The 23427-nt window shown below is 26.0% G+C and carries 27 protein-coding genes; 22 read left to right on the plus strand and 5 right to left on the minus strand.

The features are described 5' to 3' along the window. The first annotated feature begins 75 nt into the window (after positions 1 to 75). From lpxK to nadD, 3 genes are read left to right on the plus strand one after another with little or no spacing between them, the layout of a single operon-like run. Positions 76 to 1095, plus strand: a complete 1020-nt coding sequence (lpxK, locus tag T364_RS0100780) for a tetraacyldisaccharide 4'-kinase (protein WP_027127860.1) — start codon at positions 76 to 78, stop codon at positions 1093 to 1095. Continuing rightward, positions 1088 to 1924 carry a hypothetical protein gene (locus T364_RS0100785; RefSeq protein ID WP_027127861.1) on the plus strand — a complete coding sequence of 279 codons (837 nt, stop codon included), beginning with the start codon at positions 1088 to 1090 and terminating at the stop codon, positions 1922 to 1924. Before lpxK ends, T364_RS0100785 begins: the two co-directional genes overlap by 8 nt. A 13-nt stretch (positions 1925 to 1937) precedes the next feature. Further along, on the plus strand, positions 1938 to 2504 hold the full coding sequence (gene nadD, locus T364_RS0100790; protein WP_027127862.1) for a nicotinate (nicotinamide) nucleotide adenylyltransferase: 567 nt from the start codon (positions 1938 to 1940) through the stop codon (positions 2502 to 2504). Between the two features lie 20 nt (positions 2505 to 2524). Here the strand turns inward: nadD and T364_RS0100795 are convergent, their stop codons facing one another. Next, positions 2525 to 3067 carry a DJ-1/PfpI family protein gene (locus tag T364_RS0100795; RefSeq protein WP_027127863.1) on the minus strand — a complete coding sequence of 181 codons (543 nt, stop codon included), beginning with the start codon at positions 3065 to 3067 and terminating at the stop codon, positions 2525 to 2527. A gap of 7 nt (positions 3068 to 3074) precedes the next feature. Further along, positions 3075 to 3671 carry a hypothetical protein gene (locus T364_RS10910; protein WP_051532588.1) on the minus strand — a complete coding sequence of 199 codons (597 nt, stop codon included), beginning with the start codon at positions 3669 to 3671 and terminating at the stop codon, positions 3075 to 3077. Positions 3672 to 3780: 109 nt separating this feature from the next. Between T364_RS10910 and yqeC the strand changes: the two genes are divergently transcribed. Next, positions 3781 to 4473, plus strand: a complete 693-nt coding sequence (yqeC, locus tag T364_RS10225; RefSeq protein WP_035945184.1) for a selenium cofactor biosynthesis protein YqeC — start codon at positions 3781 to 3783, stop codon at positions 4471 to 4473. Between the two features lie 41 nt (positions 4474 to 4514). Here yqeC and htpX read toward each other — a convergent pair whose 3' ends face one another. Next, positions 4515 to 5354, minus strand: a complete 840-nt coding sequence (gene htpX / locus T364_RS0100810; RefSeq protein WP_027127864.1) for a zinc metalloprotease HtpX — start codon at positions 5352 to 5354, stop codon at positions 4515 to 4517. A gap of 139 nt (positions 5355 to 5493) precedes the next feature. Here htpX and T364_RS0100815 point away from each other — a divergent pair, with 139 nt between their 5' ends. From T364_RS0100815 to T364_RS0100855, 9 genes are all read left to right on the plus strand, one after another. Then, positions 5494 to 6411 (plus strand): Ppx/GppA phosphatase family protein, encoded by a 918-nt coding sequence (locus T364_RS0100815; protein ID WP_027127865.1) that lies wholly within the window; start codon positions 5494 to 5496, stop codon positions 6409 to 6411. A 9-nt stretch (positions 6412 to 6420) separates the two neighbouring features. After that, positions 6421 to 6690: an acylphosphatase gene (locus T364_RS0100820; protein WP_027127866.1), complete on the plus strand. Its 270-nt coding sequence runs from the start codon at positions 6421 to 6423 to the stop codon at positions 6688 to 6690. Between the two features lie 198 nt (positions 6691 to 6888). Continuing rightward, positions 6889 to 7458 carry a J domain-containing protein gene (locus T364_RS0100825; protein ID WP_027127867.1) on the plus strand — a complete coding sequence of 190 codons (570 nt, stop codon included), beginning with the start codon at positions 6889 to 6891 and terminating at the stop codon, positions 7456 to 7458. Between the two features lie 80 nt (positions 7459 to 7538). After that, positions 7539 to 8885 carry a bifunctional UDP-N-acetylglucosamine diphosphorylase/glucosamine-1-phosphate N-acetyltransferase GlmU gene (gene glmU / locus T364_RS0100830; protein WP_027127868.1) on the plus strand — a complete coding sequence of 449 codons (1347 nt, stop codon included), beginning with the start codon at positions 7539 to 7541 and terminating at the stop codon, positions 8883 to 8885. 5 nt (positions 8886 to 8890) lie between these two features. Then, a complete protein-coding gene (locus T364_RS0100835; protein ID WP_027127869.1) occupies positions 8891 to 9865 on the plus strand; it encodes a ribose-phosphate diphosphokinase in 975 nt (324 codons plus the stop codon). 139 nt (positions 9866 to 10004) lie between these two features. Continuing rightward, complete coding sequence (locus tag T364_RS0100840) at positions 10005 to 10613, plus strand: L-threonylcarbamoyladenylate synthase (RefSeq protein ID WP_027127870.1); 609 nt, start codon at positions 10005 to 10007, stop codon at positions 10611 to 10613. A gap of 15 nt (positions 10614 to 10628) precedes the next feature. Next, positions 10629 to 11069: a hypothetical protein gene (locus T364_RS0100845; RefSeq protein WP_027127871.1), complete on the plus strand. Its 441-nt coding sequence runs from the start codon at positions 10629 to 10631 to the stop codon at positions 11067 to 11069. An 18-nt stretch (positions 11070 to 11087) separates the two neighbouring features. Beyond that, a complete protein-coding gene (locus T364_RS0100850) occupies positions 11088 to 11354 on the plus strand; it encodes a hypothetical protein (protein ID WP_407717291.1) in 267 nt (88 codons plus the stop codon). Positions 11355 to 11459: 105 nt separating this feature from the next. Beyond that, entirely contained in the window at positions 11460 to 12161 is a 702-nt protein-coding gene (locus tag T364_RS0100855; protein ID WP_027127873.1) for a Bax inhibitor-1/YccA family protein, read from the plus strand. 39 nt (positions 12162 to 12200) lie between these two features. Here T364_RS0100855 and T364_RS0100860 read toward each other — a convergent pair whose 3' ends face one another. Next, entirely contained in the window at positions 12201 to 13565 is a 1365-nt protein-coding gene (locus T364_RS0100860) for an MATE family efflux transporter (protein ID WP_051532589.1), read from the minus strand. Positions 13566 to 13781: 216 nt separating this feature from the next. On the opposite strand from T364_RS0100860, the gene T364_RS0100865 reads away from it, so the two are divergent. The 9 genes from T364_RS0100865 (at position 13782) to T364_RS0100905 (ending at position 21898) form a co-directional block, all read left to right on the plus strand. Then, a complete protein-coding gene (locus tag T364_RS0100865; protein WP_027127875.1) occupies positions 13782 to 14561 on the plus strand; it encodes a threonine/serine exporter family protein in 780 nt (259 codons plus the stop codon). A gap of 1 nt (position 14562) precedes the next feature. Next, positions 14563 to 15003, plus strand: coding sequence for a threonine/serine exporter family protein (locus tag T364_RS0100870; protein WP_027127876.1), 441 nt, complete (start codon positions 14563 to 14565; stop codon positions 15001 to 15003). Positions 15004 to 15006: 3 nt separating this feature from the next. Next, entirely contained in the window at positions 15007 to 15477 is a 471-nt protein-coding gene (gene ybaK, locus T364_RS0100875; protein WP_027127877.1) for a Cys-tRNA(Pro) deacylase, read from the plus strand. A 12-nt stretch (positions 15478 to 15489) separates the two neighbouring features. Then, positions 15490 to 16143: an NUDIX hydrolase gene (locus tag T364_RS10230; protein ID WP_035945172.1), complete on the plus strand. Its 654-nt coding sequence runs from the start codon at positions 15490 to 15492 to the stop codon at positions 16141 to 16143. 9 nt (positions 16144 to 16152) lie between these two features. Then, positions 16153 to 16944 (plus strand): HAD family hydrolase, encoded by a 792-nt coding sequence (locus T364_RS0100885; protein WP_027127878.1) that lies wholly within the window; start codon positions 16153 to 16155, stop codon positions 16942 to 16944. Positions 16945 to 16996: 52 nt separating this feature from the next. Continuing rightward, positions 16997 to 17785 (plus strand): HAD family hydrolase, encoded by a 789-nt coding sequence (locus T364_RS0100890; RefSeq protein WP_027127879.1) that lies wholly within the window; start codon positions 16997 to 16999, stop codon positions 17783 to 17785. A 123-nt stretch (positions 17786 to 17908) separates the two neighbouring features. After that, positions 17909 to 19294: a sodium/glutamate symporter gene (locus tag T364_RS0100895; protein WP_027127880.1), complete on the plus strand. Its 1386-nt coding sequence runs from the start codon at positions 17909 to 17911 to the stop codon at positions 19292 to 19294. Between the two features lie 2 nt (positions 19295 to 19296). Continuing rightward, positions 19297 to 20712: a M20 family metallopeptidase gene (locus T364_RS0100900; protein WP_027127881.1), complete on the plus strand. Its 1416-nt coding sequence runs from the start codon at positions 19297 to 19299 to the stop codon at positions 20710 to 20712. A gap of 16 nt (positions 20713 to 20728) precedes the next feature. Continuing rightward, the gene (locus T364_RS0100905) at positions 20729 to 21898 is read left to right on the plus strand and encodes a M20 metallopeptidase family protein (protein ID WP_027127882.1); all 1170 of its coding nucleotides are present in this window, start codon (positions 20729 to 20731) and stop codon (positions 21896 to 21898) included. Positions 21899 to 21996: 98 nt separating this feature from the next. On the opposite strand, the gene T364_RS0100910 is transcribed toward T364_RS0100905, so the two are convergent. Next, a complete protein-coding gene (locus T364_RS0100910) occupies positions 21997 to 23379 on the minus strand; it encodes a TldD/PmbA family protein (protein WP_027127883.1) in 1383 nt (460 codons plus the stop codon). Positions 23380 to 23427: the final 48 nt, after the last annotated feature.

Here is a 23427-nt window from a genome sequence, read left to right on the forward strand (position 1 = left end):
AAAATTTTCTTTGATTTTTATCAAAATAAAAGGTAAAATATAATGTGTTATTATAACTGAAACGAAGAGGGAAAAATGAAACTGTTAGCATATATATATTATCTTATCACGACCTTTAGAAATTGGCTTTATGATAAGAAAATTTTAAAAATAAATAAAGTAGATGATGTTTTTGTTATTTGTATTGGAAATATAACTGTTGGCGGTACAGGAAAAACTCCAGCAGTACAATATTTTGCTAAAAAACTTCAAGAAGAAGGAAGAAATGTTGTTGTTGTTTCAAGAGGATATAGAGGTAAGAGGAAACAAGACCCTTTAATTGTTTCTGATGGGAAAAAAATATTTGTTACTTCAAAAGAAAGTGGTGATGAGCCATACAGCCATGCAACAAACTTAAAAGTTCCTGTAATAGTTGGAAGGAATAGATATGAAGCAGCAAAATTAGCTAAAGAAACTTTTAATGCTGATACAATTTTATTAGATGATGGTTTCCAACATAGAAAATTTTATAGAAATTGGGATATAGTTTTAGTAGATGCTACCAATCCTTTTGGATGGGGAGCACTACTTCCTAAAGGAACATTAAGAGAAAGATTTGAAGATGGAGCAAAAAGAGCTTCAGAATTTATTATAACAAAAGCAGATTTAGTTCCAGAAAGAGATTTAGAAACAATAAAAAGATTTTTAAGAATGAGATTTGGTAAACCAGTATCAGTTGCTATGCATGGAATAAAATCTTTGTATGATATGTCAGGAAATATGAAACCACTTTTTTGGGTAAAAGGTAAGAGAGTTTTATTATTTTCTGGGCTTGCTAACCCACTTAATTTTGAAAAAACTGTTATTTCGTTAGACCCATCTTATATAGAAAGAATAGATTTTTTAGACCATCATAGTTTTACTCAAAAGGATATAGATTTAATTGAGAGAAAAGCTAATGAAATGGGAGCATCATACATAATAACTACTGAAAAAGATGCTGTTAAATTACCAAAAAATATAGATTTAAAGAATTTATTTGTTTTAAAAATAGAATTTGAAATATTAGAAAATAATACTTTGCAATGTTTGAGAGGAGAAGAAAATAATGACTGAGATTTTAAGCCTAAATGGGCTTAATAAGAAAGAGTTAGTTTTAAAATTAACTGATTTTTATAAGAAAAATGAAAATTCAAGAAATATACTTTTAAAAAATGTGATTCATACAACAAATAAAAGAGCTTTTTTTACAATAGATGAAAATTGTAACATAAAAAGAAAAAGTGGAAATTTTGTATTAGCTAGTACAATATTTGTAGATGAAGATGAAAAATTTTTAGAATATCTTGTAGATAATATAGATTTATCAGACCAAGATAAATATAATGAAATTTCTATAAAAAGAATGTCAAATGAAAAAATAGAAGTTTTAGAAAAAAATTCTATAAAATTAATAGTAAATGGAAAATTAGAATTTGGTATAAAATATCTTTATGAATTATATAAAAGAGATGAGGAAAGATTTTTTAAATTTTTAAGTAAAATAGCTTTAATGGATAATATAGATTTTAATAAAACTTTATATGTTTATTCTTTAAAAAAATATTTTGAAAAATATGGATATTCTTTAGAAATTTTTTATTATGTAATTTCTTATATTATCAAAGCAAGATTTGATTTATATGAATTTGAAAATATAAAAGTTTTTGAAGATATAAGAAAAGAAGAATTAAAAAATAGATTTTTAAACAATATAGAGAAATATAAAAATTTAGAAGGATTAAAACTTTTAAGTTATTTAAAAACTTTATTAGAATATGATTTTGAAAATGAAGAGAAATATATAAATATTTTAAAAATTAGAATGGATAAGTTAGAAAATAAAAATTCTTTGGAAAAATTAGATAGCATAACTGAAGAAATTTTTAATAAACTTATAAAATAATGGAGAATTAAAAGTGAGAATAGGGATTTATGGAGGAAGTTTTGACCCCCCACATTTAGGACATAAAAAAGTAGCTGAATTTGTAGTAAAAAATCTTAATTTAGATAAACTTTTAATAATACCTGTTGGAATTGCTTCTCATGGAAAGAATAATCTTTCTAATAGTATTTTAAGATATGAAATGTGTGTTTTAAATTTTTCAGATATAGAAAAAGTTGAAATTTCAAAAATAGAATTAGAAAAAGATGAGTTGTCTTATACATATAGAACTTTAGAAAATATTATAAATATTTATGGAAAAAATAATGAATATTTTGAAATAATAGGAAGTGACTCAGCAGCTTATTTTACTAAATGGAAAAATTATAATAGTATTCTAGAAAATTCAACAGTAGTTATATTGAGAAGAAAAGGTTATACAAGCGAGATAAAATCAGAAAAAATTATTGAATTTGAAAATGAATATTTTGATGTATCTTCAACAGAAATAAAAGAAAAATTAAAATATAATGAAGATTGTAGAGAATTTTTAGATAAAAAACTTATTAATTTTATAAAAGAAAATAATTTATATAAATAAAAGAGAGGGTAACCTCTCTTTTATTTTATATTCATACCTTTTTTTACTTTTTGAAGTTTATCAGGAGATAAAATTTCAATAAGTTTAAATCCTAAATCTTGCATATAACCTGTACCACAAACAGTAATAAGATTATCATCTATCATAATAGGATTATCCAAAATATTACAAATATCACCTACTAAATTAGAGTTTGAATAATGAATAGTGATATTTTTTTCATTAATTAAATTATTTTTTGCAAGAAATAAAGGAGCTCCTGATATAGCAACTACAAGTTTTTTATTTTCTAAATAATATTTAATAAGTTTTAGACATTCTTCACTTCTAAAAAGATTTTCATATCCAGAATAACCACCAGGTAAAATTATACAATCTCCATCTTTATATTCATTAAACATATCATCAGCTTTGATAAGAATATTTTGTGCAGAATTAACAAAAATATCTTTATTTAATGAAAGAGTAACCACTTTTATTTTAGCTCTTTTTAAAATATCAATAGGAACAGTAGCTTCTATTAACTCAAATCCCTCCCCTAATAAAACATAAACTTTCTTCATAATTTAACTATTTTTTCTTAGTTTCAACTTTTTTATTTTCTTTAGTTTCAGTTTTTTCAGGAGTAGTTGTTTCTTTTGCTACTATTTCATCTTTTTTATCTTCAACTTTATTTTCAGGATTTTGTACTTCTGGGAAAGCAGCTTTTAATTTTGAATTTAAATCATATTTTTCAACTAAAGAATTAACATAATTAATTTTTTCTTGATTAGTTTTTTGTATTAAAAGTTGTTCTCTAATTTGAGGTAAAACAATTTCAGGATCTAATTTTTCTAATTTATCAGCATTTTCTTGATAAACTGATAAAAGCTCTCCATCACTTACAACAGCTCTTTCTCTACCCATTTTTGTTAAGAAAAATTCTTTTTCAAGGTTTTCTTTTAATTCATTTAATTCTTTCAATTCTTCATCTGTATATTTAATTTCACTCATTTCTTTAGATATAGCTTTATTAACAAGAATGGCAGCAGCTTGGTTTTGGTCATCTTTAACATTTTGTATCTCTTCTTGAGTAAGAGTAATCTCAATATTTTTATTTGATTTAGGAGCTTCACAACCTCCTAAAATTAATATTCCTGTTAAAAATAAAAATAAGTGTTTTTTCATAGTAAATCCTCCAATAAACTTTAATTTTATTTATTTGATGATTTATACTAATAAAAGGTTTAAAAAAAAATAAATTTATTATAAAATTATTATAAGGTGGTGAAAATCAATGTATGAAAAATTTAATATAATAAAAAAAGATATAATTACTATAACAGGAGCAGGAGGAAAAACTTCATTAATGTTTTTATTAGCTAGGGAGTTGTCAAAATTTGGAAAAGTTTTAGTAACAACTACAACAAAAATAAAAATTCCTAATGAAGATAGTTTTGAAAAATTAATTATAAATAGTGAAATACAAGAAGGAAATAATAAAAATATTTTTGTTATGGGAGAAAAAATAGAAAATAATAAAATAGTAGGTTTAGACTATTTAAAGATAGAGAATTTAAAAGATAAGTTTGATTATATTTTAATAGAAGGAGATGGAGCAAAAGAAAAATTAATTAAATTTTGGAATAACACAGAACCATGTATACCTAAATATTCTACTAAAATTATAGGAGTGTTAAATTTAGATGTTTTTAATCTAAAGTTAGATAGTGAAAATGTTCATAGATATGAAATTTTAGAAAAAGTTTTACCAAATTATAGAGAAAAAAATATAGATGAAAATTTTTTGATAGAGTATATAAAAAAAGCAAAATATTTCGATAATAATAAAAATAGTGAAAAATTTTTATTTATTAATGGGATAGATGGCATAGCTAAAGATAAAAAAGAAAAAATAGGGATATTTATAAAGAAAAAATTAGAAGATGAAAAATATAAAGTTAAAATAATTTTAGGAAGTATAAAATAAAAAAGGAAAATAATTTCTATTTTCCTTTTTTTATTTTAATATTAAAGATTAGCCATTTCATAAAGTCTAGCTATTCTATCTTTAGTTGATGGATGAGTACTAAATAATGTAGCCATTTTATCTCTTGATGAAAGAGGACTTACAATAAACATATTTTCTGTAGATGGACTAGCATTCATAGGATTTCTAGCCACTCCAATTTCAAGTTTTTCTAAAGCATTAGCTAAATATAAAGGATTTCCACTAAGTTTAGCTCCATATTCATCAGCTTTATACTCTCTAGTACGAGATATAGCCATTTGAACAAGCATAGCAGCAATAGGAGCAAGAACAGCTACAAGTAAAAGTGCTATTGGATTTCCTCTATCTTCATCATCTCTATTTCCACCAAAAATAGCTCCCCATCTAGCCATATTAGCTAAGAAAGATATAGCTCCAGCAAAAGTAGCAGCCACTGTTCCAATTAAAATATCTCTATTATTTACATGACCTAGTTCATGTCCTATTACTCCAGAAAGTTCATTATCATCTAATATTTCCATAAGTCCAGAAGTAACAGCCACAGCAGCATTTTTTGGATTTCTTCCTGTAGCAAAAGCATTAGGTTGATTTGAATGAATTATATAAACTTTAGGCATGGGTAAATCAGCTTTTTTTACCAATCCTTGTACAAGTTTATAAAGGTCAGAATTTACAGAAACTGGTTTAGCATTATACATTTTAAGAACAATTTTATCACTGAACCAATAAGAAATAAAATTTGTAAATCCAGCTAAAATAAGGGCAAAATATACCCCTTGTTTTCCTCCAATAAGATTACCTATGAAAAGCATTATAAAAGTCATTACTCCCATAAGTATAAAAGTTTTAAAATTTTTCATTTACTCCTCCTGAATTTTTAAAAATAATTGAATATTATACAAAATTTAAGTATAATTAATTATAATTTTTTTTAGTGTTATTTAGATGTTAAAATATTCAAATTAGTTTAAAATAAATAAAATATATTAAGGAGAACAGATGAAAAAAATATATAAAAAAGCAATAATAGATATTGGAACAAATTCTTGTAGATTATTTATTTCAGAAGTTGAAGAAGAAAATGAAAAAGTTAAAATTTTAAAAAAATTATATAAAGAGACAAGTATTACAAAATTAGGTAACTATATGGATAAAAATTTAGTTATATCTGTAGAGGGTATTAACAAGTTAATAGAAGTTATAAAATATTATAAAGATATTTGTACAAAATATTTTTGTGATAAAATCATAGCTTTTGGAACTTCAGCCATAAGAGAATCTAAAAATAAAGATGAAATTATAAATGAAATCTTTAATAAAACGGGAATAAAAATAGAAGTTGTTTCAGGAAATCAAGAGGGAGAGATGACTTTTTTAGGTTCAAGTACAGAATTTTCAGAAAAAATAATGCTAATAGATATAGGGGGAGGAAGTACAGAGTTTATATTTGGAGATTCTGAAGAAATAAAATATTTAAAAAGTTTTAAGTTAGGAGCAGTAAGAGAAACAAAGGATTATTTTTCTAATGATAATTATGAAAAAATAAAAATTTGTCAAAACTCTATAAGAGATAGAATAAAAGAAGTAGAAATTTTTAAAGATGAAAAATTTATTCTTGTGGGAGTAGCTGGAACTGTAACAACTAATGTAAGTGTTTATAAAAAAATGAAAATATATAATTCTGAAAAAGTCCATTTATATAAATTAACTAAATCTATGTTAGAGGAAAATTTAAAAAAATATTTAGGTTTAAATTTAGAAGAAAGAATGAAAATGATTGGATTACAACCTGAAAGAGGTGAAAATATAGTAGCAGGAACAATTATAGTTTTGGAAATAATGAATATATTAGGAAAAGATGAAATAATTGTATCTGAATGTGATGGATTAGAAGGGGCTATGATAACTCTTAAATAAGGAGGAAAAATGAAAACATATCATTATATAGTTAGTGGAAAAGTTCAAGGAGTAGGATATAGATTTTGTGTTGGATATAAATTAAAAAAGTTGGAAATGAAAGGAATAATTAGAAATTTAGATTCTGGTGATGTAGAAATATATCTTCAAGGTGAAGAGGAAAAAATAAAAGATTGTGAAAGACATATAAAATTAGGTTCTCCTTATGGAAAAGTAACTAACATTGAAAGAGAAATTGTAGATATAAAGGAATTTTCAAAATTTAATATTGAATATTAATATAGTAAATGATATAATTTCTATTGGTTAATAATTAGAGGGTAATAATCATAAAAGTATATTAAAGAATATTTAGAACAAAAATATCAAGTTAAAAGAGAAAATAATATAAAAATATCAGTCTAAATATTAGTGAAAAAATAGACTAAGTTAATAGAAATTTATAATTTCTTAGATTTTAAGGAGTGAAAAAGAATAATGGAAATAGCTTTAATAATAGCATTGATTTTATTTTTTATAATAGCTGGTATTTTAGGACCACAAAGAGCATTAGGATTTATCCCTATATTAATGATAATGGCTGTACTATTTGTATTTTTTGGATATATAATTGTAGCTTTTTTCCCATTTATATTAATATTTTTAATTTGGAATTTATTAACAGGAAAAAATAATACTAATAATGGAAGAACTAGAACATATTATTATAGAACTAGTACTAATGCAGAAGATTTTGAAGAATTTTTTAGAAGAGCTAGCGAACAAAATAATGGTGGATATTATTATGGTGGAAGTTATGGAAATACAAATAATGGAAGCAATAACTATGGTGGATATAGAAATTATTTTGAAGATAAATCAAAATATTATAAAATTTTAGGAATTCAAGAGGGAGCTAGTCAAGAGGAGATAAAAAAGGCTTTTAGAACTCAGGCAAAACTTCATCACCCTGATAAATATGCAAATGCTTCTCAAAGTGAAAGAGATTATCATGAAAGAAAATTTAAAGAGATAAATGAAGCATATGAAAAATTAAGTTCACAATAAAAATTCTTTATTTTGATTTGGAATAACCATTATTATGTGGTATAATGTAGTAGATTAATTTTACTTTGAAGGAGAAAAACATGGAATTAAAAGCTTTAATTCTAGCTGCTGGAAAAGGAACTAGAATGAAATCTGAAAAACCAAAAGTTATTCATGAAGTAAATGGAATACCAATGGTTAAAAAGATTTTAAATGAGTTAAAGAAAATTGATATAAAAGAAAGTATATTAATTTTAGGACATAAGAAAGAAGAAATTTTAAAAACTTTAGGTGAAATTCCTTATGTAGTTCAAGAAGAACAATTAGGAACAGGACATGCTATAATACAAGCAAAAGAATTATTAAAAGATTATGATGGAGATGTAATGATTCTTTGTGGGGATACTCCTCTTTTAAAAGGGGAAACTCTAAAGAAGATGTATGAATATCATAAAACTAATAATTGTATCACAACAGTTCTTACAGCTATTTATGAAAATCCATTTGGGTATGGAAGAATAGTAAAAGAAAATGGTAAATTTATAGGAATAGTTGAAGAAAAAGAAGCAACAGAAGAAATAAGAAAAATAAAAGAAGTAAATGCTGGAGTATATTGTTGTAATTCTAAAGAGCTTTTTAAAGCTTTGGACAAAATTGATAATAACAATGAAAAAGGTGAATATTATTTAACTGATATTATAAAAATTCAAGTTAATGAAAACAAAAAAGTAGATAGTTTTGTTTTAGAGGATAGTCAAGAAATTTTAGGAGTAAATTCAAAAGTTGAATTGGCCTTAGCATCTAAAATATTAAGAGAGAGAAAAAATAAAGAACTTATGGAAGAGGGAGTAATCCTTATAGACCCAGATAATACATATATTGAAGAAACAGTAAAAATAGGTATAGATACAATTGTTTATCCAGGAGTTGTATTACAAGGAAATACAATTATTGGAGAAAATTGTGAAATTATAGGAAATACTAGAATAATAGATAGTACATTGAAAAATAATATAAGAATAGAATCTTCTGTTATAGAAGAAAGTATATTAGAAGATAAAGTAACAATGGGACCTTTTGCTCATTTAAGACCAAAAGCACATTTAAAAGAAAAAGTACATATTGGAAACTTTGTTGAAGTTAAAAAATCTACTTTAGAATCAGGAGTAAAAGCAGGACATTTAACATATTTAGGAAATGCTACAATAGGAAAAGATACAAATATTGGCGCAGGAACAATTACATGTAATTATGATGGAGTCAATAAATTCAATACTAATATAGGTGAAAAAGTATTTATAGGAAGTAGTACAATGTTAGTTGCTCCAGTAAATATAGGAAGCAATTCTGTTACAGGAGCAGGATCTGTTATAACTAAAGATGTTCCAGAGGACGCTTTAGCAGTAGAAAGAAGTAAGCAATTAATAAAACTTAAATGGAGGAAATAAAAAACATGCAAATTGATATGAAAGAAGTTAAAATTTTTTCAGGAACATCAAATGTAGAATTAGCTGAGAAGATAGCTAAAAGATTAGGACAAAAGTTAGGAGATGCTCAAATCGTTAGATTTAAAGATGGGGAAATCTATGTAAGAGTAGATGAAACTGTCAGAGGAAGAGATGTATTTATTATTCAACCTACTTCAGGTCCAGTAAATGAAAATTTAATGGAACTTTTAATTTTCATTGATGCTTTAAAAAGAGCATCAGCTAAAACAATTAATGTTTTAATGCCTTATTATGGATATGCTAGACAAGAGAGAAAATCAAGTCCAAGAGAACCAATTACAGCAAAATTAGTTGCTAACTTACTTACTACAGCAGGAGCAAATAGATTAGTTGGTATGGATTTACATGCTGACCAAATCCAAGGATTCTATGATATTCCAGTAGACCATTTACAAGCATTACCTCTTTTAGCAAAATATTTCTTAAGTAAAGGATTTAAAGGTGATGATGTAGTAGTAGTATCTCCAGATATTGGTGGAGTAAAAAGAGCTAGAAAATTAGCAGAATGGTTAGATTGTAAAATTGCAATAATAGATAAAAGAAGACCAAAACCAAACTTATCAGAAGTAATGAACTTAATAGGAGATGTAGAAGGAAAAATTGCTATCTTCATAGATGATATGATAGATACAGCTGGAACTATAACAAATGGAGTAGAAGCTATAATGAATAGAGGAGCAAAAGAAAGTTATATTTGTTGTAGCCATGCAATTCTTTCAGACCCAGCAGTTGACAGATTAGCAAAATGTCCTGTAAAAGAAGTTGTTATAACTGATACAATAAGACTTCCAGAAGAAAAAAGAATAGATAAAATAAAAGTTTTATCAGTTGATGTACTATTTGCGAAAGCAATAGAAAGAATTGTTAAACATGAATCTGTTTCTGAACTATTCGATAGTATAGATACTTTTGAAGAATAATAATCTTTATAATCTTAGTAAAAATTAAAAAAAAGCTAGTGTTTTCACTAGCTTTTTTTTTATTTTTGTGATAAAATATAGTGCGAAAGTTTGAATTGTAAACTAGAGATTTTTATTTTAGAAAATGAGGTATACAATTATGGAAATTTCAATAAAAGAAATAGGAGAAAAATTAAAAAAAGGAAATATAATAATTTATCCAACTGATACAGTTTATGGTGTTGGAGGAATTATTGAAGAAGAAACATTAATAAAAATTTACAAAGCTAAAAGTAGGAGTTTTTCATCACCTTTAATAGCATTAGTAAATAGTTTGGAAAAAGTTAAAGAGATAGCTTTTATAGAAAATAAAAATCAAGAGAAAATGGAGAAATTAATAAAAGCTTTTTGGCCTGGAGGACTTACAATTATTTTAAAGAAAAAAGAAGTAGTACCTTCAATAATGGTTTCTAATGGAGAAACTGTTGGGGTAAGAATGCCCAATCATAAAAAAGCTTTAGAAATTATAGAAAGTGCTGGAGGGATATTAGCTACTACTAGTGCTAATATTTCAGGCGAAAATACTCCTTCATCATTTGAAGAACTTTCAGAGGAATTTAAAAAAAGAGTTGATATTATAGTTAATGGAGGAAAATGTCCTATAGGAACTGCTTCTACTATAATAGATATGAGCAGCGAAAATGTTAAAATTTTAAGAGAAGGAAGTATCTCTAAATTAGAAATAGAAAATGTAATAGGGAAAATATAAGAGTGGAGGTTATTAATGAAAGGACAAAGAATCAATCCAGAGAAAATCAATCCTATGGAAATAAATGCAATGTCATCTATGATGGGAATGATGGGTATTTTACAAAAAATTGGAAAAGGAAAAAGAAAATATTCTATAAAACTTGATAAAAATCATAAAAAATTTCTATCAAGATTTATGGTAGATATAAAGAAAGAATTTGAAAAAACATATTCTAATATACCTCAAATGAAGGGGGTTTTAGCATTTTTAGATTATGTAAAAATTTCTTGTGAAAATAAAGATTTAAAAGAATTAAATGTTAGTTATGAAGAGTTTGATTTTTTAAAAAGAATGTTAATGGATTCTTTAAGAGGAATTGAAACAATGAAATTAAAATGGTATCAGTTAGTAAAAAAAGCAACTATAAAAATGATGAAGACACAATATAAAGCAATTTTAGAGCAATTAAAATAATTAGGAGGAATAATATAAATGGAAGATATGTTTGATATACATGATATATCAGAAGTTGTATATCAAGAAACTTTTGATAAAATGTATGATTCTTTAGTGGCTGAATATAAAAATGGAGAAATAGATTTAGAAACTTTAGAAAGAAATGAAGAAGAACAACAAAAAGTATTAATGAATGGACTTTATGAAGGGGAAACAAAATTTGCTCACACAAACGCAATAGTAGATGCTCATCAATTTGTTATTACATTAATAAAAAATGGAAAAATAAGAAAAGAAGATTAAGAAATTTATAGGTGCTGATTTAAAATCAACACCTATTACTTTTATTAAAGACTTTTACGCAAAAAAAATTGTCTAAAGAAAGAAAATATATGAGGAGGTACAAATATGTATTATAATGATGAAAAAGAGTATATGAGTTTTGATGTAAACAATAAATTATTGAGGTCATCTTTTGCTTATATGATAATAGGACTTTTTATAACTTTTTTAGTTCCAGCATATATAATATTCTATAATCAAAATTTGATTTATACAATAATGAACTTATATTTACCAATAGTAATTTTAGAGTTTGTAGTAGTAATAGGATTATCAGGAATGTTACATAAAATCTCTACTATGACAGCAAGATTATTATTTTTCTTCTATTCATTTTTAAATGGATTAGTTTTTTCATTAATAGGAGTAATGGTAGGAGATATTTATATTATAGGATACACTTTATTTACAACAATAATAATGTTTGGAGTAACAGCTGCTTATGGATATTTTACTAGTGAAGATTTGAGTAACTATGGTGGGTATTTAAGAACAGGTTTAATATCAATTATAATAATTAGTATAATAAATATATTTTTAAAAGCTCCATCATTATATTGGATGGTAACTATAATGGGAGTAGTGATATTTTCAGCTTTAACAGCTTATGATGTTAATAAAATAAAAAATATGGCTTATGAAATTTCATATGGTGATGAAAGTACTATAGAAAAATTAGGAGTAATAGGAGCTTTGACTCTTTATTTAGATTTTATAAATTTATTCTTATATCTATTAAGAATATTTTCAAGAAAAGGAAGAGATTAAAAATAATAAAAGGAGCTATATTGTAGCTCCTTTATTTTTTTATACTAAAGCTTTAATCCATCTTTTAGAAATAAATCTAGGGAAACCAAATAAAAGTCTTCCTACTTCTTCTAAGCAAATTAATAAATATAAGATTTTTATATCTATATTAAAGAAAAATACTGAGAAAAACCCAAGTGGTATAGCTAAAAGCCACATAGAAACTCCTTCAGCAATAGTAGCATATAAAACATCTCCACCACCTCTAAAAGAACCTATAATAAAACTCATTCCTAAAAATCTAAAAGGTAAAATAAAAGCCATTATTTTTAAAATTATTAATATATTTTCTTTTATTTCAGTTGATACATTGAAAAATAAAGGTATTAAAGGAGAAGTAATAAAAAATAAAATTCCAACAACAATTCCAACTAAAAAAGAAAAAGAAGCCATTTTTTTTCCTTTTTCAAAAACTTCTTGAATAGATTCTCCAGCTCCTATACTATGTCCAATAATAATTGAACTAGCCACTCCAAGTCCTATTCCAAAAATATGAAATAAATTATTTGTTATTCCAGCTATTTGCATAGTAGCTATAGCATCAGCACCTAATAAAGAATAAGATTTTGAATAAGCTGTAACTCCAGAAACCCATATAAAATCATTAATAACTACTGGAGTAGCAGTTTTAATAAAAAGTTTCACATCATAAGAATCAAATGAAAATAATTCTTTAAAAGTAGCTTTTATTATATGATTTTTTATATATACTATATAAGTAAGATATAAGAATTCGATAAGTCTTGAAAAAGTTGTTCCTAAAGCAGCTCCAACAACTCCCATAGGCTCTAATCCAAGCTTTCCAAAAATAAAAATATAATTCAATATTCCATTAAAAAGAAAACCAATTATACTCCCTTTCATAGGAGTTGAAGTTTCTCCAACACTTCTCATAGTTGCGCAAAAATTAAATGATAAACAAGTAAAAATATAACTAGGAGCAACTGTTCTTAAATAATTAGAACCAATTTCAATAACTTTTTCATTATTTATAAAAGCTTTTATAATAATTTGAGGAAAAAATAAAGCAATTAGTGTAAAGATTAGTGTAACTAATAAGGAAATAATATAAGAAATTCCAGAGAATTTTTTTATATTATGTAATTCTCTTTTTCCCCAGAACTGTGACATAAGAACACTTCCTCCTACACAAACAGCAGTCATAGTAAGGAAAAATACTAAATAATATTGATTAGCCAATCCAACAGCAGCAATTTCGTTAACTCCTAAATGTCCTATCATAATATTGTCAAGTAGATTTAAAGAAGAAGTAACTAAATTTTGTCCTATTAATGGTAAAGATAAAATTAATAAATTCTTAATAAATATTTTGTCATATTTGAAAAGCAATAAAATTTTATTCATAAAATTCTCCTATAAAAAATGAAAATAAAAAAGCAGTGGGTTATTAATAGCTGCCCACCTGCTTTTAACTAAAATATTATACTTAAAAAAATTTGATTAGTCAATAAAATATAAAGAATTTAATTAATAAAAATATTAATTAAGCTAGATAAAAATAAAAAATTTTGTTATAATTTTTTTAATGGGAGAAAATTATAACAAAGGAGATTTTAGTTAATGGATAAAACTCTTAATAAATTAGAAAGTGAAATTTTAGAATTAACTTCATATACAGGTAAAGTAATTCTTCAAAATGGAGGAGAAGTTTATAGGGCAGAAGATGTTATTTGTAGAGTAGGAAGACATTATGGATATGAAATAGAAACTTTTGTTACCTTGACTTGTATAGTTGTATCTATAAAAGGAAAGGATGAGCAGTATCATTCTTTAGTTACAAGGATATCAGAGAGAAGTTGGAACCTAAATAAAATTCATAAGACTAATAAACTTATAAGAGAAATAGATAATTATACTTTTGATGAATTTTATGAAAAATTAAAAAAAATAGATAATAATTTTTATATTGAATTATACAGATATATGGCAGGTTTTGTTTTTGTATCCATTTTTTTTACCCTACTTTTTGGTGGAAATTTTAGAGATTCTTTAATAGGTGGACTTACAGGAATAACAGTTGGAGTAGGAAGTTATTATTTAGGAAAAATGGGAGCTAATGGAGTTTTAATAAATAGTATAGGAAGTATGATATGTACAACAATTCCTTGTATAGGAAATTATTATGGGTATACAGAAAATACATCTATAATAATAATTTCTTGTTTAATGAATTTAGTTCCAGGATTAGTATTTGTGAATGCGATAAGAGATTTTATTTCTGGAGATTTAATAGCAGGAAGTTCAAGACTTATGGAAGCTATTATGATAGCTACTTCTTTGGCTGTTGGAGCTGGGGTTATTTTAAAAATTTATACTACTATTGGAGGTGTAATTTATTAAAATGATAGGACAATTTGGATATTCAGCATTGGCAACTTATGGTTTTTGTCTTATTTTTAATGTAAGAGGAATCATTGGATTTTATGCTTCAATAGTAGGAGGGCTAGGTTGGTTGGTATATTATATTTTTAATAAAATGGGATATTCTCTAGCTATTTCTTTTTTCTTGGCTGGAGCAGTAGCTACATTAGGTTCAGAAATTATAGCTCGAAAATTAAAAACTCCTGTAACTTCATCACTTATTCCAACATTTACTCCTTTAGTGCCAGGAAGTGGTGCATATTATACAATGTTATATCTTGTAAATGGTGAATATGAAAAAGCCATGGAAAAAGGAGCAGAAACTTTTATAATATCAATAGCAATAATATTTGGATTTTTAGTAATAACAGATTTTTTTAAACTATACACTAAATATAAAAATAGAAAAAAGAGAGGTTAAAAATTGAAAAAAACAAATGCAGTAAGAGAGTTAGAGCAACATAAAATAAAATATTCTCTTAGAGAATATAAAGTAGATGAAAATGATTTAAGTGCTATTCATGTAGCTTTAGAAACAGGATTAGAATTAGAAAGAGTTTTTAAAACATTAACTTTATTAAATGAAAAAAATGAATTAATAGTAGCTTGTATTCCTGGAGGAGATAATATTGATTTAAAAAAATTAGCAAAAGTGGCTAATTGTAAAAAAGTTGAGATGTTACCTCTAAAAGATTTAACAGCTTATACAGGCTATGTAAGAGGAGGATGTTCTCCAATAGGGATAAAAAAGAAACACACAAGTTTTATTCATGAATCATCTTTAAAATATGAAACAATAATTTTTAGTGGTGGAATGAGAGGACTTCAAATAGAGATGTCAGCAAAAGATTTAATAAATTATTTAAAAATGACAGTAGGAGACATTATAGTATAAAAGAGGAAAAAAGTGGAAAAACAATTATTAGAAGATTTTTTACAAAATAAAATAAAAGATAAAATAATTGGTCAAGAAAAGAAATTATTATTTTCTGTTATGGTATTATTTTGTGAAGTTAATGGGAAGTTAAATTTACTTTTTGAAAAAAGAGCTATGAATATAGCTCAAGGTGGAGAAATATCTTTTCCAGGGGGAAAAAAAGAGAAAGGAGATGTAGATTTTACAGAAACAGCTCTTAGAGAAACAGAAGAAGAAATAGGAATCTCAAGAGATAGAATAGAAAAAGTAATAAATTATGGGAAATTAGTGATGGCTACAGGTCAATTAATAGAAGTTAAATTAGGATATATAGAAAATTTTAATTTGAATGAAATACAATTAAATAAAGATGAAGTAGAGAGAGTTTTTTTAGTTCCTTTGGAATTTTTATTAAAAACAGAACCTTATATAGAAAAGGTTATGGTTCAAAATAATCCTCATTATGAAAATGGAAATAAAAAAATAATATTTCCATCAGAAAAATTAGGACTTCCACAAATTTATTGGAAGCCATGGGGAAGGGAAAGAGAGATTTATTTTTATAAATATAAAGATGATATTATTTGGGGAATAACAGGAGAGATTATTTATTCCTTAATTAATGATATAAAAAATAGTAAATAGGATGGTAGTATGATAAAATTAATAGTAACAGATATGGATGGGACCTTATTAGATGATAATAAAAAAATAGATGAAAGTTTTTGGGAAATTCATAAAAAAATAACGGACTTAGGAATACAATTTGTAGTAGCAAGTGGAAGGCAATATTATAATATAATTAAAAATTTTGAAAGATTAAATAATAAAAATATAATTGTAATGGCAGAAAATGGGGCTATTGTTATGGAAGAAGAAAAAGAATTGTATTCTCAAGGTCTTCCTTTTGAAGATGCAGTAGAACTTATAAATGTTGGTAGAAAAATTTCTACAGCTCATCTAGTATTTTGTGGGAAGAAAAAAGCATATTTAGAAAATAATGATGAGGATTTTATAAAAGAAGTTGAAAAATATTATGAAAAATATGAAATAGTAGAAGATTTAACAAAAGTAGATGACATTCCTTTAAAAGTAACTATCTGTGATTTAACAGGAAGTGAAAAAAATTCATATCCTTATTATAAAAAATATGAAGAAATATATAAAGTGGCAATTTCTGGAGAGATTTGGTTAGACATTACAGAAAAAAATGTAAACAAAGGAATAGCTTTAAAAAATTTACAAGAAAAGTTAGGAATAAAAAAATCAGAAACAATGGTATTTGGAGATTTTTTAAATGATTATGAACTGATACAACAAGGAGACTATAGCTTTGTTATGGATAATGGACATCCAGAGTTAAAAAAGATAGCTAAATATAGTGGTGGAGATAATAATAAAGCAGGGGTAGTAAATTCCATAAAGAAATATATATTGAAAAAATAAAAAATTTAGAGGATAAACAGAGATGTTTATCCTTATTTTATAGGAGGAAAAAATGATAGATATAAAATTAATAGCAACAGATATGGATGGAACATTATTAGATGATAATAAAAAAATAAATGAGGAATTTTGGGAGATACATAAAAAAATAACAGATAAAGGAATTTATTTTGTAGTAGCAAGTGGAAGACAATATTATAATATAAAAAAGAGATTTGAAAGAGCTAAAAATAATGTAATAATGATAGTAGAAAATGGTGCTTTAGTCATAAAAGATGGAGAAGAAATATATTCAAAAGGATTTACAAGAGAAGATACTTTAAAAATAATTGATATAGGAAGAAAAAATAAAAGTTCGAATATAATTTATTGTGGAAAAACAAAAGCATATATTGAAGAAAGAGATGAAAAATTTTTAGAAGAATTTAAAAGGTCATATGATGCTTATGAAATAGTAGAAGACTTAACAAAAATACAAGAACCAGCTTTAAAAATATCTATTTGTGATTTAACAGGAGTAGAAAAAAATTCATATCCTTTCTTTAAAAATATTTCTCCTAATGTAAAAGTAGCTATTGGAGGAAAATGGTGGCTTGATATGACAGAGATAGAAGTCAATAAAGGGGTAGCTTTACAAAAAATTCAAGAGTTGTTGAATATAAAAAAATCAGAAACAATGGTATTTGGAGATTTTTTAAATGATTATGAATTAATCCAACAAGGAGAATATAGTTTTGCTATGGAAAATGGACACCCAGAATTAAAAAAAATAGCTAAATATAATGGAGGAAACAATAATGAGGCTGGAGTAATAAAAAATATAAAAAAATTTATTTTATAAAAAAATAATAAACAAAATAAATTATATACTTGCGAAAAATTAAATGTATAAATACTTGACTTTTGGGAATAATTGAACTAAAATGTAATATCTTAAGAAATTAAACTTTAGGGGGGTAATAATATGACTAGTGCAATGTTAACAGATTTTTTAAAAAGTTTAGGGCTTCTTGGGGCATTTTTACTTTTAGGTGTTTTTATAAGAGCTAATGTAAAAATTTTTCAAAAAACATTTATACCAGCAGGAGTGATAGGAGGATTTTTACTTTTAATATTAGGACCTCAATGTATAAATATATTACCTGTGCCAAAAGAATGGTTTAGTATTTATTCTTTACTTCCAGGAGTATTAATAGTACCAGTAGTTGCTGCAGTTCCATTAGGCTTAAATATAGGAAGTGGAAAAAATACAGATTCTGATGTTTTAAAAAATGTAATACCATTAATAGGAATAGGACTTGGAGCTTCAATGTTTCAATTTGCTGTAGGATATGGGACTCATGTATTATTTTCAGGACAAGATTTATATGATGTATTTGGAATAGAATTAGCAATAGGATTTGTTGGAGGACATGGTACAGCAGGAACTTTAGGAAATATTCTTTCAGGATTAAATTTACCATATTGGCAAACTTCACAAGGTGTTGCTACAACAACTGCTACATTTGGAATTGTTGGAGGAATATTAATAGGAATAGGATTAATAAACTGGGCAGCTCGTCATGGACATACAGCTTTATTAAAAAAACCAGCTGATATTCCAGAGCCACTTCGTATTGGGTATCAAAAAGATATGTCAAAACAAAATTCAATTGGACGTGAAACAACATTATCTTCTTCAATAGATACTGTGGCTTTTCATGCTGCTATAATTTTTGTTGCTTGTGGACTAGCTTATATAGTTTTATCTTTTACAAAAAAATTTAAAATTCCTGTATTAAGTAGTATTTCAGTATGGGCTTATGCAATGATAGTAATGTTTATTATTTGGGGAATAATGAGAAAATTAAATCTAAGTTATTTAGTAGATGATAAAGTAAAAAGTAAAATTTCAGGGTCTTTTACAGAATATGCTGTAATAGCAGCAATAGCAAGTTTACCTATAAAAGCAGTAGCTGCTTATATAGTTCCAATTCTTGTTATGGTTGTTGTAGGTTATATAGTAACAACAGGTATTTTATTTATATTCTGTAAAAAATATTTAAAAGGATATTGGTTTGAACAAATGATTGGGACTTTTGGAATGAGTACAGGAGTATTTTTAACAGGAGTATTATTACTTCGTGTATGTGACCCTAACTTAGAAAGTCCAGCATTAGCTAATTATTCATTATCTTATACAATAACAAGTATAATTTATTTTGCTATGTTAAATTTATTTATTATGTTACCAATGTCTTCTGGAGCTGGAGTAACTACAATGGTTGCTACAGGAATAGGAACTGTTATATTAATAGCTACAATAATAAGTAGTAGAATTTTATTTGGAAAAGAATTTAAAGGAAATTAATAATGAAAAATTATGATAAAATTTTAGAAGAATTAAATGGAAAAATTTGGGATTATTCTGAATTAAAATTTAATGAATATAAATCTTCAAATGATATGATAGAAATTTTAAAAAATGAAAATTTTATAATAAAAAAAGGTTTGGCCGGAATGGATACAGCTTTTACAGCTACTTTTGGAAGTGGAAAACCAGTTATAGGAATTTTAGGAGAATTTGATGCTCTTTCAGGATTAAGTCAAAAACCAGGAGAAGATAAACCTGTTCCAAGGGAAGAAACAAAAAATGGACATGGTTGTGGACATTGTTTATTAGGAACAGCTGGAATAGGAGCCGTTTTAATGGTTAGAGATTTTTTAGTAGAAAATAATAGAGAAGGAACTATTGTTTTTATTGGTTGTCCAGGAGAAGAGGGAGGTTCAGGAAAAGCTTATTTAGCTAGAGAAGGAGTATTTGATAATTTAGATATAGCTTTAACATGGCACCCAGCTGGTGGAAATGCTGTAATAACAGGTTCTTTTCAAGCAAATTGTCAAGTATATTTTAAATTTAAAGGAGTATCTTCACATGCTGCTGGTTCTCCTCACTTAGGACGTAGTGCTTTAGATGCTGTAGAATTAATGAATGTTGGGGTAAATTATTTAAGAGAACATATAGAACCAACAGATAGAATTCATTATGCAGTATTAGATACAGGAGGAACATCTCCAAATGTTGTTCAAAGTCATGCTAAAGTACTTTATTTAATTCGTTCTACAGATACAGAGAAAGTAAAAAAATTGTATGAAAGAGTTTGTAAAGTAGCTAAAGGAGCAGCTTTAATGACAGAAACAGAAGTTGAGATTGTATTTGATAAAGCTTGTTCAAATGTAATATCGAATAGTATTTTAGAAGATGTATTATATGAAACAATGAAAGAAATTTCTTTGCCAGATTATGATGAGAAAGATTTAGAATTTGCTGAAAAAATAAAGAAAACTATAACAGATGTTGACAGAAATAGTGATATGTCTTTAATGTTTGTATCAAATTTTAGAAGAAAAGAATTAGCTAATAGATATAAAGAAATATTAATGTCTGATTTTGTAGTAGAACATACTCATCAAGATATTAACATTCCAGGTTCATCAGATGTTGGTGATTGTAGTCATGTAGTACCTACAGCTCAATTTTCAGGAGCTTGTTTTGTACCAGGAACTCCAGCCCATTCTTGGCAAATGGTTTCTCAAGGTAAAGAGGGAATAGCTGTAAAAGGAATGTTGTATGCTTCTAAAGTATTAGCAAAATCAGTAGAAAGACTTATAAAAAATCCTCAATTAATAGAAAAAGCAAAAGAAGAATTTAATAAAGTTACTGAGAAAAAAGCATATTCTTGTCCTATTCCTATAGAAGTAAAACCAGATATATTAGGAAATAGATAAAAAAAAGGAGGAAAAAATGGAAATTGTAAATTCTGCAAAAGAAATTCAAGAATATTTACAAAATACAAGAAGAGAATTACATGAAAATCCAGAAATTTCTAATAAAGAATCAAAAACTTCTGAAATAATTTTAAGAGAATTAGAAAAATTTGGAAATTTTAATATAAGAAAAAATGTAAATGGGAATGGAATAATAGCAGAACTTATAGGAGCTAAAGAAGGAAAAACTATAGCATTGAGAGCTGATATGGATGCTTTACAAATAGAAGAAGAAACAGGAGTTTCTTTTGAATCTAAAAATAAAGGTGTTATGCATGCTTGTGGTCATGATAATCATATGACTATGGTTTTAGGAGCAGCCTATCTTTTATCCAAAAGAAAAGATGAACTTTCAGGAAAAGTAAGATTTATTTTCCAACCAGCTGAAGAGCTTTCTCCTAATGGAGGAGCTAAAGGAATGATAAAAGAGGGAGCTTTAGATGGTGTTGACGCTATATTTAGTATGCATGTATGGCCTGATTTACCATTAGGAAAAGTTGGAATAAAAGAAGGACCATTAATGGCAGCCTCTGACCACTTTACAGTAACTATAAAAGGAAAGCCAAGTCATGCAGCAAAACCAAATGAAGGAATAGATGCTTTAGTAACAGGAGCTCAATATGTAACAGCTGTTCAAACTATTGTAAGTAGAAATGCAGACCCAATGAAATCTATGGTTATAACAATAGGAAAAATGCAAGCTGGAAGTAGATATAATATAGTAGCTGGGGAATGTGTTTTAGAGGGAACTTGTAGAACTTTTGCTCCAGAGATGAGAGATTTAGCAGAAAAAAGATTAAAAGAAGTATTAGATGGAATATGTCTTCTTTCAGGATGTACAGGAGAATTAAATTATGAAAGAGGATATATGGCAGTGTTAAATGAAGAAAAGATGACAAAATATATGTCAGATAAAATAAAAGAACTTTATGGAGATGAAGCTTTAGTAGAAGTAGAACCAGCTATGACAGCTGAAGATTTTTCTTTCTATTTAAATGAAGTTCCAGGAGCTTTTGCTTGGATAGGAACAACAGGAGAAGGAGAAAAAGTATGGCCTTTACATAATAGTCATTATAATCCAAATGAAGGAGTATTATGGAGAGGAGCTGCTTTACTTACAAAATTAGTTTTAGATTTTAATAAATAAATTTAAAATATTATAAATTTATAAAAATCAAAAAGAGTGTTGTAAACTTGTTATTAATAATTTTACAACACTCTTTTATTATAAAATATTAAAATTTTTTATTTTCTACCACCAACGGTAATTTCACTAATTCTAATAGTAGGTTGTCCTACATTTGTGGGAATACTTCCAGAGGATGCTCCACACATACCTTGACCATAGCTTAAATTATTTCCAACCATATCAATTTTTTTAAGAACTTCTCCACCATTTCCAATAAGAGTAGCTCCTCTTACAGGTTCTTTAATCTCTCCATTTTCAATAATATAACCTTCCATAACAGCAAAATTAAAATCTCCAGTAGTTGGATTTACAGAACCTCCACCCATATATTTAGCATAAATTCCTTTTTCAGTATTTCTGATAATATCATTGAAAGAAGATTTTCCTGGAAGAATAAATGTATTTGTCATACGTGAAGTAGGAGCATATTTATAAGACTCTCTTCTTCCACTACCTGTAGAATTTTTATTCATTCTTCTACCATTTAATTTATCTATCATGTAACCTTTTAAAATACCATTTTCAATTAATAAATTTCTTTGAGATGGAGTTCCCTCATCATCAATTGTAATACTTCCCCATTCATTAGGAATAGTACCATCATCTACAGCACTAACTAGAGGATTAGCAATTAATTTCCCCATTTTATTGGCAAAAATAGAGTTACCTTTAGATACACTAGAAGCTTCTAAACTATGCCCACAGGCTTCATGGAAAATAACACCTCCAAATCCATTATCTAAAATAACAGGCATTTTTCCGCTAGGACAATAATTAGCATTCAACATTGTTTTTGCTATTCTTGAAGATTCACGAGAGATATTTTCAATATCTAAATTTTTAAAAAATTCAAATCCTGATGAGGCTCCAGGACTCATACGACCTGTCTGCATCTCTCCATTTGCTTCAGCTATACTTTCTATTGAAATTCTTCCTCTAACTCTTTCATCAGTTACAAAACTTCCTTCACTATTTGCAATTAAAATATTTTGCTTAACATCAGCATAGGAAACTCTTACTTGAGAAATTATACTATCATAATTTTTTGCACTATTACAAGCTATTTTCATTAAATCAATTTTTTCATTTTTTGAGATTGTTTCGGGAAAAATTTGAATTTTATTAATATTTTCAATATCTTGTTTTATAAGATTTAAAGTTATATCTTCTTTAGTTCCCTTTACAGCTTGAGCTATTTTTTTAGTAGTTTTTAAAAGATTTTCTTCCTCCATATCATTTGTAAAACCATATACAGAAAATAAACCTTTAAAAATTCTAATTCCTACTCCAAAATCTCTTCCAGAAATTGTAGATTCTAATTTTCCATCAATCATAAAAAAACTATTATTATTTTTTTTCTCTATAAAAATTTCAGCAAAGTCTCCACCAGTAGATAAAGCTTCATTTAAAATTTTTTCAATAAGACTTTTACTAAGCATATTACCTCCAAAGTAAAATAAATATAAATTTATTATATCATAAAATAA

It is taken from the genome of Fusobacterium perfoetens ATCC 29250, from assembly GCF_000622245.1.
GTDB lineage: Bacteria > Fusobacteriota > Fusobacteriia > Fusobacteriales > Fusobacteriaceae > Fusobacterium_B > Fusobacterium_B perfoetens.